Origin of the sequence: Acinetobacter higginsii (genome assembly GCF_000369525.1) — a bacterium.
GTDB lineage: Bacteria > Pseudomonadota > Gammaproteobacteria > Pseudomonadales > Moraxellaceae > Acinetobacter > Acinetobacter higginsii.
The window spans coordinates 534,826-551,542 of sequence record NZ_KB850070.1; the positions used below are offsets into that span (position 1 = coordinate 534,826).

Here is a 16,717-nt window from a genome sequence, read left to right on the forward strand (position 1 = left end):
ATTGAATAAAAGAAACCAGAGGGCTATAAATTCTCTGGTTTTTTTATTTCAACAAGAATGCTCATTGATTTCATAAATGACTCAATCCTCATACAAAAAATCCATGCATTTTTGCTGTTTATTATTCAATGCCTAAGCCTATACATGCTAAGATCAACGGCATATTTTTTATTAAAATCTCGCTTTGGGACATCTCATGAGTAAAGCTTTACCTTTCGTTGTCGCAGCTGTTTTAGGCGGTGCAGCGCTCGTTCCTATTTACTACGCTACTAAAAATCCAACCACTGAGTTTGGCGCCAAGGCTGACAAAAATGCAGCACCTGTGGCAAAAATCAGTTATGCATTAGGTTATGAAGTTGCAAAACAAACCCCACCAGAATTAGAAACCAGTGCATTTATTACTGGTTTCCGTGACGGACATGCACAAAAACCAGCAGCCTACACAGAAGAAGAGTTACAAGCGGCTTATGTCGAGTTTCAAAAAGAGCTGCAACAAAAGCAAGCGAATGAGACCAAAAAAGTCGAAGCGACCAACAACAGCTTTTTAGCAGAAAATGCGAAAAAAGAAGGTGTGAAAACCACCGCTTCAGGCTTGCAATATAAAATCACTAAAGAAGGTACAGGTAAACAGCCTGCCGCAACTTCTGTTGTGAAAGTTCACTACAAAGGTCAACTTGCTGATGGTAAAGTCTTTGATAGCTCTTATGACCGTGGCGAGCCAATTGAATTCCCACTGAATCAAGTGATTCCAGGCTGGACTGAAGGTTTACAGCTGATGAAAGAAGGTGGTAAAGCAACACTTTATATTCCTGCAAACTTAGGTTACGGTGAACAAGGTGTTCCTGGTTCGATCCCACCGAATAGCACATTAATTTTTGATGTAGAATTAATCGCTGTTAAGTAAATGATCTTAAGGAGAGCCTATGCTCTCCTTTATTTTTTGGAAGAAATAATGAAAAGATTAGGTCTCATTTTAATTGCTTCAACCATCGGAACGGTTCAAGCAGCATCAATTACACAAAAAAGCCCACAAAAAGATCAACTCGGATATAGCTACGGTTATCTCATGGGCAGAGGCAATGCCGAGACTTTAAAAGACTTAAATATCGAAACTTTTGTACAAGGCTTACAAGAAGCTATTCAAGGTAAAACAGCATCTTTAACCGATGAGGAAATGGCGACTGTACTCAATCAATATAAAAAACGCCTTGAAGCCAAACAGCTGGTTGAGTTTCAAGAACAAGCACAAAAAAATGATCAAGCAGGCAAAGCCTTTTTAGCTGAAAATGGCAAGAAAGCAGATATCGTGACCACGAAATCAGGCCTACAGTACCAAGTATTACAACAAGGCCAAGGTAAATCACCGAAAGCGACATCAATGGTTAAAGTAAACTATGAAGGCCGCTTGCTCGATGGAACGGTGTTCGACAGTTCAATCGCACGCAACCACCCTCTTGAATTCAAGCTTAGCCAAGTGATTGCGGGTTGGACTGAAGGTGTTCAAACCATGAAAGAAGGTGGCAAAACACGTTTCTTTATTCCAGCAAATCTTGCCTATGGTGATGTCGGTTCGGGCGATGCAATAGGACCAAACAGTACTTTAATTTTCGATATTGAATTACTTGAAGTGAAATAATAAAAACCCTCCATTTGGAGGGTTTAATTTTTTAATTGAATCTAATTTAAGCTTTTAAATGTCTTGGTCGGAAACCCGTAGCCAACAATGCTACAGCATAGGCAACGACACCAATGACACACAAGCCAATCACTTCAGCAATACGTAGCCATTGTGAAATATCGCCTTGGTACCAGGTTAAGCCATACCAAAGCGCAGCAATCATGGCAATATTGGCAACTGCATATTGCAATGCCAGTTTTTTCCAATGTGTCCCAAAACGATAGATATTACGTTTATGCAAATAGAAATACAGCATACCTGCATTGACTAAAGCTGAACCCGAAGATGCTAGTGCGAGCGCCATATGCTCAGCATGCCAATCGATTAACTTAAAAAAGCCAATAAAGACTACGTTTAGAATGGCATTGGCTGCCACTGCCATTAAGCCGACACGAACCGGGGTTTTAGTATCTTGTTGTGCATAAAAGCCTGGCGCAAATACTTTGATCAACATAAATGAAATCACACCTGCACTCATACATTGCAGGGCTAATGCCGTCATTCGCGTATCTTCTACAGTAAATTCACCACGCTGGAACAAGGCCTGAATAATCGGTGTGGACAGCATAAATAACGCAATACTTGCGGGAATACCAACCAACATAATAATCTTGGCAGCCCAATCTATCATGCCTCTAAATTTGGCTTGATCTTGCTCTGCATGACGTGCAGAAAGCGAAGGTAAAATCACCGTACCAATCGCCACACCAATCAATCCCAATGGCAACTCAGTCATTCGCTCGGCACTGTATAGCCATGACACCGAGCCATCTTGCATGAATGATGCCCAGATTGTATTGAGCAATAAGTTAATCTGAGTCACTGACACCCCAAACAAGGCTGGCAGCATCAGTTTTAAAATACGATCCACCCCTTCGTGTTTGAAGTCCACTTTAGGTGGAATCAATAAGTTCTTTTTCCATAATTCAGGGATCTGAATCGCCAGCTGTAAAACACCCGCAGCAACCACAGCCCAGCCCAACGCCATAATTGGCTCCGCCATATACGGCGTTAACCACCACGCCCCTGCAATCATCGCCACATTGAGTAATACAGGAGAAAATGCAGGTGAAGCAAATGAACCATAGCTGTTGAGGATACTGCTGGCAAAAGCCGTCAATGACATAAACATCAAATATGGAATAGTCAGACGGAACATATCCACGGCGAGATCGAATTTTTCAGGATCGTTATGGAAACCAGGCGCATACAGATAAATAATCGCTGGGGCAGCCACCATAGCGACAAAGGTCAATAAGGACATCGCTGTAAGCAAACAGCCAAACACCCGACTAATCAGAATCTGGACTTCAGCATGGGCACGACTGGTCTTATATTCGGTCAGAACAGGAATGAAAGCCTGAGAAAAAGCCCCTTCCGCAAATAAGCGTCGGAAAAAGTTGGGAATACGAAAGGCAACAACGAAGGTATCGAAGTCCTTACCTGCACCAAATACATTGAGTAGCACCACATCACGTACCAGCCCCAACACTCGAGATAACATCGTCATTGCACTGACAATTACAGTCGATCGCCACAATGCCATCGCATTCACCTACGGCTTATATTTTAAAAAGCGTTATTGTAATGAAAGTCCGAATAGATTTCGTTGTGAAATTATAAATCCAACGATGTTTTTTGGGCGAATTTTTGCTGGGACAATAGGTTCCGAAACAATTGCCAATCAAAATATAAGCCAGGATCGGTTTTCCGTTTTGGCGCAATGTCGGAATGGCCTGCAATATGATTTTGAATTTTTGGATATGCTTGGCGTAAACTATTCACGACTTCAACCAATGCTTGATATTGCTCAGCTTCGAAAGGTAGATCATCACTTCCTTCTAGCTCTATTCCAATCGAATAATCATTACATTCTTTCAATGCCAAATAGCTAGAACGGCCTGCATGCCACGAACGGTCATTAAAATTCACAAACTGAATCACTTCACCTGTACGCAAAATCAATAGATGCGCTGAAACCTTCATTCCCTCAATGGTTTGGAAGTAAGGATGTAATGACCAATCCAGCTGATTCTGAAAGAATTGTTGAATATAACCACCACCAAACTGTGAGGGTGGTAAACTAATATTATGAATAACAATTAGTTGAATATCGGTATCTGTAGGTCGGGCATTAAAATTTGGCGATGAAATTTGTGTTGCGCCAGCCAATATCCCATCTTGAACTTGAGTAAATCTAGATTGTTGCATGGTGACTCGAATCAGCAATTTAATATTTATCTTGCCCATTCTGACATGCTTTATCACGAATAATCGAGATGAAATACTTATTTTTTATGAGTAGAGTGCTAATATAACGCACAAGTTTTTTAGTCAAAAATATACTGGAAATGGTATGAGTATCCCTCAATCTTTGCTTGAACAATCTATTCAAATCAATATTCAACAAGCATTACAAGAAGATATTGGGGACGGTGATATTACCGCCATGCTCACACCTGAAGATGAACAAGCCACTGCAACCATTATTACACGTGAAGATATGGTGTTGGCGGGTCAGCCTTGGGTCAATGCGTTAATTCAAGCCTATGACAGCGCTGTTCAAATCACATGGCTCAAGCAAGAAGGCGAACATGTTGCGGCAAATGAAGCATTCTTAAAACTTGCTGGTTCTGCACGTAGTTTACTCACCGTAGAACGCCCTGCTTTAAACTTTGTGCAAACCCTCTCAGCTGTGGCAACCAAAACGGCTAGCTATGTGCAACAACTGGAAGGTTTACATACCAAACTACTCGATACCCGTAAAACCTTACCCGGCTTACGTATTGCACAAAAATACGCGGTTGCCATCGGCGGTGGTCAAAATCATCGTTTAGGTTTATTTGATGCATTCTTAATTAAAGAAAATCACATTATGGCGGCGGGTGGAATTGCTCAAGCAATTGCCAAAGCACATACCATTGCGCCAGGTAAACCTGTAGAGGTTGAAGTTGAGACGTGGGATGAACTCAATCAAGCACTTGAAGCAGGTGCTGATATTGTCATGTTGGACAACTTTAGCCAGCAACAGATGATTGATGCGGTCAAACATGTGGCAGGTCGTTGTAAATTAGAGGCTTCTGGTAATATTACCATTGAGAATTTACGTGAAGTGGCAAGCACTGGCGTAGACTACATTTCCATGGGCGTATTGACCAAAGACGTACGCGCAGTTGATTTATCCATGCGTTTTAACGCTTAAGCCTGATCAAGGTCTTTTTCTTGTTTCAGCGGCTTTTGTTCTACTAAAACCTCTGCTTTATTCAATTGTGTCGTTTCAACTTGCCATGCTGATTTGGCTTCAGTCGAATCAGTTGGGCGAGGGTCAGCCGCCATAAGTACGAATGTTACTGCAGTGAGTAAAACCAAAAATACTTGTAGCATCATTATTTCCCCTTAAACTTGTTTCTTTCAATTTGGCTCAATCTATCAAATTAAAATGAGTCAAATCAGTGGGCTGTGTTACAGGCATGTAAACTCTCGGTAATGTTGTGTTGACCATGATGGCTTTATGTCTGCTTTCATTTCAATCTATGTAAGCTTAAAATGCTAAACAGCTCAATTTATTAAAATAATAAGTATGGATACCATATTCGAAGCTGTGTTTCATGTGCTGTTTAAGCTGTTCCGTTTTCTATTCATTGACCTAATTTTTGAGATTATTTTTGAAGGTGTAATTCGTAGCCTTGGCTATGGAGTTGTACGTTGCTACCGGCTTGGACAACGAGTAGATTTTGACAGCACTGAAGTATTTGTCGTCGGTTTTATCACGCTGCTCATATTGATACTTCTATGTATCTACTGGTTTTTACTAAGATAATTTTCAACCTATAAAAAGCAGTCTAAGATTGACTTAGACTGCTTTAGGCTCATATCAAATAACCTTAATTTCCTGAAAAGCCCATATACGGATCAGAGATTGAGTCCTCATTGGTTTCAATACGTCCAGCAAAGCGACGGCTATAGCTTGGATCATTTTCAATCGTGACGGTAAAATCGTACCATCCCCCAAACTCAGTCATGTCCCAGCTCAGTTCTTTTTCAGTCGCAGCCGTTTCAATTTGCCAGCTCTTATTTGGTAAGTAGGCATTGGCTTTGACCACCAGTTTTGCTGTTTGTGTAGCATCATTGCGGACTTTTAAGAAAATCTTTGGATCACACTCCTCCATACAGACACGAATTTCTGGAAGTGCTTGAATTTGTGCGGTTTGAGTTAGATTACCCGTAAAGCTGCGATGGAAACCATTTGGCCCCAATACCCATAGATCATATCGATTCTCTTTAGTCTGCCAAACATCATCCAGTTGCTTACCTGCTTCCACCATATAACGACGTGGAACTGCTTCTAAATTCAATTTGTCATAGACATGAAACACGGCCGCATGTGTGCCCGTATTTGAGAACATCAATTTCACGGTTTTAGCCACAGCATCAACTTTGGCACTGCTATGCAGGACATAAGGCAGTGCACGCGATGGGCGAATCCCCATCTCCTGCACAGGATCGGTCTGACTAAGCGGACGGCTGACCTGAGATAAACGCTCCTGTGCTTTGCGAATCGCATCCGCCTCTGCTTTGCTCTTCTTACCGGATAAATCTGGCACAGGCAGTAAGTTTGGCGTTTTAAAATTAAATGCTGAGGTCAAGTCACCACACACTGCACGACGGTATGGACTAATATTCGGCTCTTTCACATCAAAACATTGCTCCAAGAATCGGATCACGGAAGAGTGATCAAACACTTGGGAATTGACCCAACCACCACGACTCCATGGTGAAATGATATACATCGGCACACGGATGCCCGGTCCATAGACTCCGACTCCATTACTCACTTTTGGGTCAGTGAAATTAGGCTGCCCATTCGAAGCCTTAGCATGTGTCGCATATTCATAAGACATTTGCTCTTTGCTGAGCGTCGATTTGCCATAGACCGTGCCTGATGCATCCATTGAAGGTGCACTTGGCGAAGGTACATGGTCAAAGAAGCCATCATTTTCGTCAAAATTGATCAAGAAAACGGTTTGGCTCCACAGCTCAGGACGCTCAGTCAGCGCATTGAGAACTTCTTGGATATACCATGCTCCCTGCACTGGGCTTGATGGCCCTGGATGCTCACTATAGGTTGCAGGTGCGACTAACCAACTTACTTGCGGTAATTGCCCTTTAGCAATGTCTTCTTTAAATGTCCCTAAGAAACCACCATCTGGCATGGTATTGGCAATGCCTTTATACAAAGGTTGACTGGCATCAATTGCTGGATCATAGGCTGGGCAAATGGTGCTGTTATTGACTGGTTTGCCTGATAACTCATTGGCACGACGATACTTTTTAAATCCTGCTAATGGATTATCAGTAAAGTTGTCAGGCATGTTTTGATACACTTTCCAGCTGACACCAGCTTGTTGCAAACGCTCAGGATAGGTGGTCCAGTCATAACCTGTGGTCGATGGGCCAATCGCATCCAGATCATTGACTACACTAGCAACATTGGCGCCTGTTGGGCCATTGGTTCCCGTCCAGATAAACATACGGTTTGAGTTGGTTCCCGTATGCATGGCGCAGTGGTAAGCATCACACAGGGTAAAGGCATTGGCTAAGGCAAACTGGAATTCAACTTCTTGTTGCTTGTAATAGCCCATCGATTGCGGTTGCTTGTATTGCACCCAACTGCCCATACGGCCATGATCCCAAGCATATTGACCATCGGTCCATGAGTGTGGTGTACCGCTGACACGCTGTGCATTGCCGCGACTGCTGTCTAAATGATATGGATAGACCTTATTCTTGTTGGCATCATACTGTTCCCAGACTTTACGACCTTGGCTTAAAGGAATAGTAAAACGGTCACCAAAACCACGTACACCTTTCAACGTCCCAAAATAATTATCAAAAGAACGATTTTCTTGGGTCAAAATCACCACATGTTTAACGTCTTTAATGGTGCCTGTTTCTACCTTGGCATCAATCGCAAGTGCTTTTTGAATACTCATTGGGAAACTGGTGAGTGCTGCAGTACCAAACAAAGCTTTGGTTGAATTTAATAAAAAATCACGACGATTCATTGATTTATTTCCTTATTGTTCTTGTTTATGGCGCGCAGTGAATTTTGCATGTAGATGTGGGCGGCTTTGGACTTGGCGTAGGATTATTATTATCGCCATCACTGTCGTTACAGGCACTGAGTAACAAGCAACTGCTACTAAGCAACGCTAAAAAGAAATTTCGCATTTGACTATCCGTTAAATATCAGTGCAGATAGTCAATACAATCTAAATGACAATTCGATGATGATTTGATCGCAATTCGATGACAAAAAATGAATAAAAAAAAAGGCGGTCTAAAAAAACCAGACCGCCCGCACTATCAACTGGAGCTTACCAACCGAGTGCCTGCTGTTGCTTCTGAATCAATTCTGCGATTCCTTTTTCTGCAAGCTCTAACATGGCATTGCACTGCTGGCGCGTAAACGGCTTGTCTTCTGCCGTTCCTTGAATTTCAATAAATTCACCAGCCTGCGTCATCACCACGTTTAAATCGGTTTGGCAATTTGAATCTTCTTCGTAGCATAAATCGAGTAAAACTTCGTCTTGATACATCCCGACAGAAATTGCTGCGACTAAGCTTTTTAATGGATCCTGTTTAATTTTCTTGTTACTAAGCAATACGTTCATCGCATCAACCAAAGCCACTGCTGCGCCTGTAATTGCTGCTGTACGTGTTCCGCCATCAGCTTGAATCACATCACAGTCAATCGTAATGGTGTTCTCGCCTAATTTCTTCAAATCCACCATGGCACGTAAGCTACGACCAATTAAACGTTGGATTTCTTGCGTACGGCCCGTTTGCTTACCGCGTGCCGCTTCACGATCACTGCGAGTATGCGTTGAGCGCGGTAACATGCCATATTCAGCCGTCACCCAACCTTGTCCCTGACCTTTCAAGAAACGAGGTACTGAATTCTCAATGCTTGCGGTACACAACACTTTAGTATGACCAAACTCAACCAAAACTGAGCCTTCTGCGTAACGAGTAAAGTTACGGGTAATTTTGACCTCACGTAATTGGTCTAATGTTCTTTGGTCAATACGCATAACGATTCCTTAAAACTATGGCACAAATATCATTGCGCCATAGTATATCTCAATTACACGTGCTTCCAGTTTTACTTATTCGTTACAATTCACAGAATTAGTCATCGCTTAAGCAAACTTAAACTTCGATTTGAGATTCGTCCAAGTTTGAGCCACTTGTGCAGCCATATCATTTGGCAAAGAACATCTTGCTAAACGAACCCAAACCGTCCAGAACTGCTTCATAAAGTTAGCTTCGTTGTAGTTCACGCCATATTCAGCACATAAAGCTCTGATTTGTGGTGCAACTTGCTCATAACGATTAGCAGGCATATCTGGGAACAAGTGATGCTCAATTTGATGGCTCAAATTACCACTCATAAAGTGCATCCATTTACCACCGGTAAAGTTACTCGAACCACGGATCTGACGCAGATACCACTGCGCTTTGGTCTCATTCTCAGTATTATCTGCTTCAAAGGTTTCAGCATCTTCCGTAAAGTGACCATTAAAAATCACCGCAGATGACCATAAATTACGTATGATGTTTGCAACTGCATTTCCAGCCAATACTGGAATAAAGTTAATCGTTGCAATTGCAGGGAAAAACACATAGTCCTTTAACACCTGACGCGTCGCTTTTTTACGGAAATCTGATGCATCCGCCCAAACCTGTTTCCATGTTTTGGTTTTATAGACCAACGCATCTTCCAAATGCAGGTTTTGTACCCCAACATACCATTGGAAAAAGAACATCAACTGTAAAGCCAACGGAATATTGGCCAAATGACGCACTTCCCATTTTTGATCTTCTGTTACTCGTAAAATGCCATAACCGACATCATGGTCTTTACCGACAATATTGGTATAGGTGTGATGCATATAATTATGGGTAAAGCGCCAGTCATTGCCTGAACAGGTGTTATCCCAGTCGTAGTCTTCGCCACGCAAGCTTGGGTCATTCAACCAGTCAAACTGACCATGCATCACATTATGTCCAAGCTCCATGTTCTCGACGATTTTAGACACACCCAGCATGGCTGTCCCCAGCAACCATACGGGTGGGATCCAGCCACCGAACATCAACATACCGCGTGATGCGATTTCGGTATAACGTACGAAATTACGCACTTTATAGATATATTTTGAATCCTGCTCACCGAGATTTTGCATCACATCTAGACGTATTTGCTCGACACGGCGACCAAACTCTTCGACTTGTTCAGGGGTTAAATGCGCTGACTTTGATACGGTTTTAAATTCTAATGCCATATTCATTGTGCTAATCCTCAAATATCTTTGTTTTTATAGGTCAATCGTGACTGGGCTTAAGGCCTGGCTCACACATAACTTGATTGGACGATTCGGTTGATCATCAATTTCGCCTGTGATCACGTTCTGCGTCACACCACTGACTTTGGTACAGCTACAGCGGTTACATACACCCATACGGCAACCATGTTGTGGACGTAAACCTGCTTGTTCTGCACTACTTAATAGATTGGTCGTTGCAATAAAATTCTGTTGCGCACGACGGAAACTAATCGGTTGAGCTGCACTTGAATGCTCAATTTGGATCGGTTGGAAAAACTCTTGATGAAAATTTCCAGCCGCATCCTGTTGCGTATAAATGTCTTGCGCTTGGCGCATCATGCTGTGGTGACCACAGGCATAAGCTTGCATCTCTTTAAAATTTGGGACTAATTTCTCTAACAATGCTGCATCTAAATGCTGTTTTTGCTCTGCGGTATTAAAGAAATGATAGTGCAACTGTGGATATTGCTCTGCCAAGGCCAAGATGTCCTGATGCAATACTTCGGCACGGTTAAAATAAACCACATGAATCTGTTCAAGCTGCTGTTGTAGTGCTTGTTGCAATAAAGAATAAATCGCGGTAATCCCTGAACCTGAAGCAATCAGTAATGCAGGTTGCTGCCCTTGATGTAAGACGAAGTCACCTTGTGCCTGTGAGATCTCGAAACGATCGCCTACACACAATTGTTGTGCTGCTTTCGATACCACACCTTGGACTTTAATCCCAAGACGAATTTCACCCTGTGGCGTGACATCAATAATTGAATAACTACGTTGTTGATATACCCCATTGATCATCAAGGTAATCAAAACACTATGACCTGCTTGGACTTGGCTATAATCAAAATTATGATTAGGCTTTATCGTCAATAACACCATATCCGAGCTGAGTGGCTGTACGGCAGTCACTTCTGCAAGAATGCGTTTCCAAGCAAAAGTTGGCTTTATTTTTTGCAAAATAAAATCAACGAAATCTTCTCGAATCCAATGTGGCTGATAACTTAACTCTGCGTTCATACGTTCCTCGTTTTGTATCTGGCTATTTATTTTGAGTGAACAAATGTTCGTGTAGTGAACATGTGTACACTATATTTATTTGTGTTCACTGAGTCAACACTTGTTCACTAATTTTTTGAATATTTTTTATACTTTTTAATAAGCCATTTAAAATAAGGAAAAAATTTAAAATTTGCGCAGGCTTTGAACTCATATCTAGCAAGCGTTGATTAGTTAAAGATCAAAAACATTGGCATTTAGCAATGGACAAGGACTAAAAAGTTTCTGTTTTTTTTGCTAGACTCTGCTGTACGGTTTCAACGAGTCTTATTCATGTCGATTAGAGATGAACGAAAACAACAGAGTCGGCAGGCTCTACTAGATGCAGCACTTCATCTCAGCACTGCTGGGCGCTCATTTAGTAGTATTAGTTTGCGTGAAGTTGCTCGCGAGGTTGGTTTAGTCCCAACAGCGTTTTATCGTCATTTCCAAGATATGGACACACTGGGCCAAGAACTGGTTGATCAAGTCTCTTTGCATTTAAAAAGCTTGATCCATCAATTAGGGCAAAGTTATTTGAAACACAGTGGCAGTGCCAAAACCCGTACCAGTATTGAACTTTTTGTACAGGCCGTGAATCATAGCCCGCAACAATGGCAGTTTATGATTGCAGAACGTTGGGGCGGCTCAGAAACAGTCCGCATTGCGATCGCACGTGAAATTGAGTTTCTAATTGAAGACCTCGCCATTGATCTGTGCAAACTCGAAACCTTCAAACACATTAAAGAAGCCAAAGACTTGCAAGTCTTATCTACGATTTTGATTAATATGTCGTTTACATGGGCAATGACGTGGATCAATTTACCCAAACAATTCACGATTGATCATCTACTCGAACAACAAAACTTATTTATCGACAATGCAGCGACTCAAGTCCGTTTACTCTTCAGTGGCATTTCTAACTGGGAACCACAAAACGCTTGACCTGATCCAAACCAAAGTTTGATATATAAAAGCATTGCTTAGCGTTATGATGCATTAGACACTAATGCAAACGCAGTCCAGAACACTATGAGGAGCTTATAAGCATCATGAATCCTGATCGTCATACTCAGTTCTTAATTCGTAAAGAAAAAATTTTGCAGGTTGCGGAAAAGCTATTATTAGAAAACAACCAAGAAATGACCTTAGATGAACTGGTTGCGGAACTGGATATTGCCAAAGGTACGCTATACAAACATTTCCGTAGCAAGAATGAACTGTTGCTGGAACTGATAATTCAAAATGAAAAAGAAATCTTAAAAATTTCAGATAAATACAATACCGATGTCAAAGAATACGCACCGCGTTATATGCTTTATCATCTAACCTCACCTAGTCGTACCATTCTGCTGCATCAGCTAGAAGAACATCTGACCATGACTGAGTCGAAGTTAAAACATTTGTTTGATGAGCTGTATGCGATTCGTCAGCAGCGTATTGTTTCATTGAAAGATATGACTGAAAAATATTTAAAATCACAGAATTACGATATGTCGATTCGTGATTATCTGTCTTATATCTGGTCTTTGACCTACGGTGCAGCATTATTATTAAACTCAAGCTATTACCAACGCTCGATTGGTTCGCGTGAGAAGCTGATTAATCTTTATGTGAATCAGGCTTTGTCTCTACCAACACAGAAAGTTCAGATTGATTTAAAAGATCTACAGATTGACCAAAATTAAATAAAAAAAGGACTGTCACTACAGTCCTTTTTTATTGCAGATCGACGTAAATTATTTGGCTTTACGCTCTTTTTCTAGCAAATAATCAACCACTTGAGTTACTTTACCGTCTTCACCTTGAACCACATATTTACCATTCACGACAACGGCAGGAACACCCGTCAACTGGTACTGCTGAGCCAATTTATTCGACTCAGCAATTTTTGCCGTAATTGGGAATGAGTTAAACATGCTGTTAAATTTCTGCTCAGGTACACCATAACGCGCAAAGAATTTTGCTTGAGAGGCTTGGTCAAAGATTTGCTGACCGCCATCATGAATCGCATGGAACAATGGAATATGGGTCTTCTTGCGTACACCCAGTGCTTCTGAAACGTAATAACCACGTGCACCTTGTTCCCAGACTTTATTCATTGCCGCAGGCGTACGCAGGAAATAGACATCTTTTGGAATTTGTTTTAACCACGTTTGCATATGTGGCTCAAGCTTGAAACAGTGCGGGCAACCGTACCAAAAGAACTCACGCACTTCGAGTTGACCAGCAGGAGCTGATGTCTTACCCGGATTGGCAATCACGGTATAGTCTTTACCCGCCACAAAATCTGCTGCCATCGCATTCATTGAGAATGCCAACGCAACTGCACTCAAACCACCTAATACTAACTTTTTCATTGGCTTTGCTTTTCCTCTAAGCATTTTTCGTAAGTTTATATGCTAAATATAAAACAAACACGAGCAATTCGTTTTGCTTCTGTGAAGTTTTTTATTGGATTTATCGCTTTTTTTGCCAGAATCGCTACACTAGGCTAAATTCAGACTCAAAACATTCTCTGAAACTAGATACTCGACAACGTCATCTGCAACCTGCGGGCTATCTACAATATATTGTTTTTGCAATAGATTGGATAAATGCAAGAAGTGAACAGGTTTTGCAGATGACAATGGTTTTGCCTACTTTTCCCGAAAGAAAAGTAGGTCGAACCGAAGGTCTATCCTGAAGAGAGATGAGAACTCAGCAAGACACTGCTGAGTTTAATATTCTAAGGATTCGATCAACAAAACATCTCCATAAAATATTGATAGAGGTACTTCCATGTCGCAATTGAATGTTGACCCACAAGAAATCGCAAAATTTGAAGCATTGGCTGCCAAATGGTGGGATCAACATTCAGAATTCCGCCCACTGCATCAAATCAATCCCTTACGTTTAAACTGGGTGGATGAACGTGTCAGTGGTTTGGCTGGCAAAAAAGTACTGGATGTCGGCTGTGGTGGTGGCATCTTGGCTGAAAGCATGGCACGTCGCGGAGCAGATGTCCTTGGCATCGATATGGGCGAAGCACCCCTTGCTGTCGGTCGTTTGCATGCACAACAAGACAATGTACAAAACATTGAATATCGTCAAATCCCAGTTGAGCAATTGGCACTCGAGCAAGCAGGTCAATACGATGTAGTGACCTGTATGGAAATGATGGAACACGTGCCTGATCCTGCTTCAATCGTGAAAGCCTGCCAAACCTTGGTGAAACCGGGTGGTCATGTGTTCTTCTCGACCATTAACCGTAATCCTAAATCGTATTTATTTGCGATTATTGGCGCGGAATATGTGCTGCGTTTATTGCCGAAAGGCACGCATGATTATCATAAATTCATCCGCCCTTCAGAAATGGCGCATGATATTCGCAATGCAGGTTTAACGCTGAAAGAAATGACAGGCTTGCACTACAACCCAATTACCAAACACTATTGGTTAGCACCAAATGTTGACGTGAATTACATGGTGCATACCACCAATACAGGTGCTGAATGAAAGCGGTTTTATTTGATCTAGATGGCACATTAATTGACACTGCCGCAGACTTCATTCGCATCATTCAACAAATGTGCCGCGATGAACAACGACCAGTAGTTGATGCGGATACCATTCGTACTCAAGTATCGGAAGGTGCTCGTGCCATGGTGAAGTTGGTTTATCCTGAATTAGAGGTCACAGACCCTGTATTTCTAGCGCATCGCCAACGCTTTTTAGATGTATATGGTGACAATATTGTGGTCGATACCGACCTATTTGTCGGCATGTACCCATTACTTGAAGAACTGGAAGCACATCAAATTCCGTGGGGCATTGTCACCAACAAACCTCGTGGTCTAAGCGAGTCTCTATTGGCAAAACTGGATCTGACTGAACGTTGTGCTGTCTTGGTTTGCCCAGAAGATGTCAGCAAAACCAAACCTGATCCAGAACCGATGTATTTGGCTGCAAAGCAACTCGAGCTTGATGCGAAAGAGATTATCTATGTCGGTGATCATCCACGCGATATTGACGCAGGTCGTCATGCCGACATGTACACCATTTTGGCTGCTTACGGTTATTTGCCTGTCGAATCACGCGATGATCTTGCCGCTTGGCAAGCCGATGCCATTATTCAAACCATTCCTGAACTGCATCAGCTGATCAAACAGAAAATCACTGTTTTGTCAGAAAATCAGGGTATGATGAATTAAATTTTTAAGATAAGAATAGGAGGCATAACAATGAAATACTCAGAATATCAACCTCGTCCAGATTTATTGAAAGATCGTATTATCCTGATCACAGGCGCTGGTGATGGGATTGGTCGTGCTGCTGCGATGAGTTATGCCCTGCATGGTGCAACCGTTGTATTACATGGCCGCACCTTGAATAAACTTGAAGTTATTTATGATGAAATTGAAGGCTTAGGCGCACCACAACCGGCAATTTTGCCGCTACAACTGTCAACAGCATCAACACATGATTATGAGTTGCTCGTCAGTACACTGGAGCAACAGTTTGGTCGTTTAGATGGTATCTTGCATAACGCAGGCATGTTGGGCGATCGGGTTGAACTGGCACATTATCCTGTCGATGTTTGGGATGATGTACTCGCAGTAAATTTACGTGCACCGTTTGCCCTCACTCAAGCCTTGTTGCCTTTACTAGAGAAATCTGAACATGCCTCAGTGGTGTTTACCAGTTCGAGTGTCGGCCGTGAAGCACGTGCGCTTTGGGGTGCTTATTCAGTGTCTAAAGTTGCAACTGAGGCCATGAGCAAAATCTTTGCCGCAGAAAATACCTACCCAAACATTCGTTTTAACTGCATCAACCCAGGTGGGACTCGTACCGCCATGCGTGCCAAAGCCTATCCAGAGGAAGATCCAAAAGTCTTGCCAACACCTGACAGCATTATGCCCGCCTATCTGTACCTCATGGGCGATGACAGTTTAGATATGAATGGCCAAAGTATTGACGCTCAAGCTTAATTTCATCCTGACAATAATTCTAAATAACATTGGACACTGGCGTTAAAACTGCTTTTTTCAGAGAAATGTGTGAAAAATCTTCATTGTTTTAAAGGAATAATGAATCGATCTTCACAGTTTCTCTGCATTTTTAACGTACAGTAGTTCACATGAGAGACATCCGAAGTCCATAAGGTGCATCATGAAAAAATTTTTCATTATCTTGGTTTTAGGTTCGACAACCCTGTTCAGTAGTCTGGGGACTTTTGCAGGTCCACATGATCGCGATGATGATTCGCGTGGTGGCGGCTGGCAAAATGGTCGGGGCTTTGATCGTCCAGATGGTGAAAATCGTCAACGTGAACGTCGCATGCGTGAAGAGCGTGGTGTCGAGCGTTTAAAACAGCATCGTTGGCAGGAAGGCTATGTCATGCCGCAGCACTATCGTGGTAACGGTTATAAAGTCGACTATAAAGACAGTAATCTGCCGCGCCCAGGTCGTAACGAACAGTGGTACAAGATCAACAATGACTACATTTTAGTCAACTCAGATGACAACAGTATTATCCGAATCATGGGCTTCTAAGCCCTTTTTCATGGTTCAGCAGAATTAAAGTTGAATCGTTGCTTTAGGAATAGATTTATCTTTTGATTTTTTTCGTTAGAAT

Annotated in this window: 18 protein-coding genes; 10 read left to right on the forward strand and 8 right to left on the reverse strand. The window is 42.1% G+C overall.

What is annotated here, in order from left to right; genetic code table 11:
- Positions 1–196: 196 nt before the first annotated feature.
- On the forward strand, positions 197–904 hold the full coding sequence (locus tag F902_RS02990) for a BamJ family beta-barrel-assembly machinery protein (RefSeq protein ID WP_004801786.1): 708 nt from the start codon (positions 197–199) through the stop codon (positions 902–904).
- A gap of 48 nt (positions 905–952) precedes the next feature.
- A complete protein-coding gene (locus F902_RS02995; protein ID WP_005200920.1) occupies positions 953–1,636 on the forward strand; it encodes a BamJ family beta-barrel-assembly machinery protein in 684 nt (227 codons plus the stop codon).
- 46 nt (positions 1,637–1,682) lie between these two features.
- Here the strand turns inward: F902_RS02995 and murJ are convergent, their stop codons facing one another.
- Both murJ and ampD read right to left on the reverse strand, forming a co-directional pair.
- Positions 1,683–3,233, reverse strand: coding sequence for a murein biosynthesis integral membrane protein MurJ (gene murJ / locus F902_RS03000; RefSeq protein WP_171061059.1), 1,551 nt, complete (start codon positions 3,231–3,233; stop codon positions 1,683–1,685).
- A 62-nt stretch (positions 3,234–3,295) separates the two neighbouring features.
- The gene (gene ampD / locus F902_RS03005) at positions 3,296–3,889 is read right to left on the reverse strand and encodes a 1,6-anhydro-N-acetylmuramyl-L-alanine amidase AmpD (protein WP_005200923.1); all 594 of its coding nucleotides are present in this window, start codon (positions 3,887–3,889) and stop codon (positions 3,296–3,298) included.
- A 145-nt stretch (positions 3,890–4,034) separates the two neighbouring features.
- Here ampD and nadC point away from each other — a divergent pair, with 145 nt between their 5' ends.
- Positions 4,035–4,880 (forward strand): carboxylating nicotinate-nucleotide diphosphorylase, encoded by an 846-nt coding sequence (gene nadC, locus F902_RS03010; RefSeq protein WP_005200926.1) that lies wholly within the window; start codon positions 4,035–4,037, stop codon positions 4,878–4,880.
- On the opposite strand, the gene F902_RS03015 is transcribed toward nadC, so the two are convergent.
- A complete protein-coding gene (locus F902_RS03015; RefSeq protein ID WP_026057479.1) occupies positions 4,877–5,062 on the reverse strand; it encodes an ABZJ_00068 family colistin stress protein in 186 nt (61 codons plus the stop codon). The two genes, nadC and F902_RS03015, sit on opposite strands and share 4 nt — an antisense overlap.
- A 196-nt stretch (positions 5,063–5,258) precedes the next feature.
- Between F902_RS03015 and F902_RS23045 the strand changes: the two genes are divergently transcribed.
- Positions 5,259–5,498: a hypothetical protein gene (locus F902_RS23045; RefSeq protein WP_081400765.1), complete on the forward strand. Its 240-nt coding sequence runs from the start codon at positions 5,259–5,261 to the stop codon at positions 5,496–5,498.
- A 64-nt stretch (positions 5,499–5,562) separates the two neighbouring features.
- Here F902_RS23045 and F902_RS03020 read toward each other — a convergent pair whose 3' ends face one another.
- From F902_RS03020 to F902_RS03035, 4 genes are all read right to left on the reverse strand, one after another.
- Positions 5,563–7,743 (reverse strand): phosphocholine-specific phospholipase C, encoded by a 2,181-nt coding sequence (locus tag F902_RS03020; protein ID WP_005200928.1) that lies wholly within the window; start codon positions 7,741–7,743, stop codon positions 5,563–5,565.
- A gap of 312 nt (positions 7,744–8,055) precedes the next feature.
- The gene (rph, locus tag F902_RS03025; protein WP_004801766.1) at positions 8,056–8,772 is read right to left on the reverse strand and encodes a ribonuclease PH; all 717 of its coding nucleotides are present in this window, start codon (positions 8,770–8,772) and stop codon (positions 8,056–8,058) included.
- Positions 8,773–8,880: 108 nt separating this feature from the next.
- Complete coding sequence (locus F902_RS03030) at positions 8,881–10,023, reverse strand: fatty acid desaturase family protein (protein WP_171061062.1); 1,143 nt, start codon at positions 10,021–10,023, stop codon at positions 8,881–8,883.
- 33 nt (positions 10,024–10,056) lie between these two features.
- Positions 10,057–11,082, reverse strand: coding sequence for a flavin reductase family protein (locus F902_RS03035; protein WP_005200933.1), 1,026 nt, complete (start codon positions 11,080–11,082; stop codon positions 10,057–10,059).
- 312 nt (positions 11,083–11,394) lie between these two features.
- Here F902_RS03035 and F902_RS03040 point away from each other — a divergent pair, with 312 nt between their 5' ends.
- Positions 11,395–12,045 carry a TetR family transcriptional regulator gene (locus F902_RS03040; protein WP_004801762.1) on the forward strand — a complete coding sequence of 217 codons (651 nt, stop codon included), beginning with the start codon at positions 11,395–11,397 and terminating at the stop codon, positions 12,043–12,045.
- Positions 12,046–12,152: 107 nt separating this feature from the next.
- Positions 12,153–12,788 (forward strand): TetR/AcrR family transcriptional regulator, encoded by a 636-nt coding sequence (locus F902_RS03045; protein ID WP_004801761.1) that lies wholly within the window; start codon positions 12,153–12,155, stop codon positions 12,786–12,788.
- 51 nt (positions 12,789–12,839) lie between these two features.
- Here the strand turns inward: F902_RS03045 and F902_RS03050 are convergent, their stop codons facing one another.
- The gene (locus tag F902_RS03050; protein ID WP_004801760.1) at positions 12,840–13,460 is read right to left on the reverse strand and encodes a thiol:disulfide interchange protein DsbA/DsbL; all 621 of its coding nucleotides are present in this window, start codon (positions 13,458–13,460) and stop codon (positions 12,840–12,842) included.
- Between the two features lie 421 nt (positions 13,461–13,881).
- Between F902_RS03050 and ubiG the strand changes: the two genes are divergently transcribed.
- From ubiG to F902_RS03070, 4 genes are all read left to right on the forward strand, one after another.
- Positions 13,882–14,598: a bifunctional 2-polyprenyl-6-hydroxyphenol methylase/3-demethylubiquinol 3-O-methyltransferase UbiG gene (gene ubiG, locus F902_RS03055; protein ID WP_005200937.1), complete on the forward strand. Its 717-nt coding sequence runs from the start codon at positions 13,882–13,884 to the stop codon at positions 14,596–14,598.
- Positions 14,595–15,293 (forward strand): HAD family hydrolase, encoded by a 699-nt coding sequence (locus tag F902_RS03060; protein ID WP_004801757.1) that lies wholly within the window; start codon positions 14,595–14,597, stop codon positions 15,291–15,293. Before ubiG ends, F902_RS03060 begins: the two co-directional genes overlap by 4 nt.
- A 30-nt stretch (positions 15,294–15,323) precedes the next feature.
- Positions 15,324–16,070 carry a YciK family oxidoreductase gene (locus F902_RS03065; RefSeq protein ID WP_004656765.1) on the forward strand — a complete coding sequence of 249 codons (747 nt, stop codon included), beginning with the start codon at positions 15,324–15,326 and terminating at the stop codon, positions 16,068–16,070.
- Positions 16,071–16,251: 181 nt separating this feature from the next.
- A complete protein-coding gene (locus F902_RS03070; protein ID WP_004801755.1) occupies positions 16,252–16,635 on the forward strand; it encodes an RcnB family protein in 384 nt (127 codons plus the stop codon).
- Positions 16,636–16,717: the final 82 nt, after the last annotated feature.

Coding starts and splice junctions, on each gene's coding strand:
- F902_RS02990 (WP_004801786.1), top strand. CDS start 197: ATGAGTAAAGCTTTACCTTTCGTTGTCGCAGCTGTTTTAGGCGGTGCA.
- F902_RS02995 (WP_005200920.1), top strand. CDS start 953: ATGAAAAGATTAGGTCTCATTTTAATTGCTTCAACCATCGGAACGGTT.
- ampD (WP_005200923.1), bottom strand. CDS start 3,889: ATGCAACAATCTAGATTTACTCAAGTTCAAGATGGGATATTGGCTGGC.
- nadC (WP_005200926.1), top strand. CDS start 4,035: ATGAGTATCCCTCAATCTTTGCTTGAACAATCTATTCAAATCAATATT.
- F902_RS03015 (WP_026057479.1), bottom strand. CDS start 5,062: ATGCTACAAGTATTTTTGGTTTTACTCACTGCAGTAACATTCGTACTT.
- F902_RS23045 (WP_081400765.1), top strand. CDS start 5,259: ATGGATACCATATTCGAAGCTGTGTTTCATGTGCTGTTTAAGCTGTTC.
- F902_RS03020 (WP_005200928.1), bottom strand. CDS start 7,743: ATGAATCGTCGTGATTTTTTATTAAATTCAACCAAAGCTTTGTTTGGT.
- rph (WP_004801766.1), bottom strand. CDS start 8,772: ATGCGTATTGACCAAAGAACATTAGACCAATTACGTGAGGTCAAAATT.
- F902_RS03030 (WP_171061062.1), bottom strand. CDS start 10,023: ATGGCATTAGAATTTAAAACCGTATCAAAGTCAGCGCATTTAACCCCT.
- F902_RS03035 (WP_005200933.1), bottom strand. CDS start 11,082: ATGAACGCAGAGTTAAGTTATCAGCCACATTGGATTCGAGAAGATTTC.
- F902_RS03040 (WP_004801762.1), top strand. CDS start 11,395: ATGTCGATTAGAGATGAACGAAAACAACAGAGTCGGCAGGCTCTACTA.
- F902_RS03045 (WP_004801761.1), top strand. CDS start 12,153: ATGAATCCTGATCGTCATACTCAGTTCTTAATTCGTAAAGAAAAAATT.
- F902_RS03050 (WP_004801760.1), bottom strand. CDS start 13,460: ATGAAAAAGTTAGTATTAGGTGGTTTGAGTGCAGTTGCGTTGGCATTC.
- ubiG (WP_005200937.1), top strand. CDS start 13,882: ATGTCGCAATTGAATGTTGACCCACAAGAAATCGCAAAATTTGAAGCA.
- F902_RS03060 (WP_004801757.1), top strand. CDS start 14,595: ATGAAAGCGGTTTTATTTGATCTAGATGGCACATTAATTGACACTGCC.
- F902_RS03065 (WP_004656765.1), top strand. CDS start 15,324: ATGAAATACTCAGAATATCAACCTCGTCCAGATTTATTGAAAGATCGT.
- F902_RS03070 (WP_004801755.1), top strand. CDS start 16,252: ATGAAAAAATTTTTCATTATCTTGGTTTTAGGTTCGACAACCCTGTTC.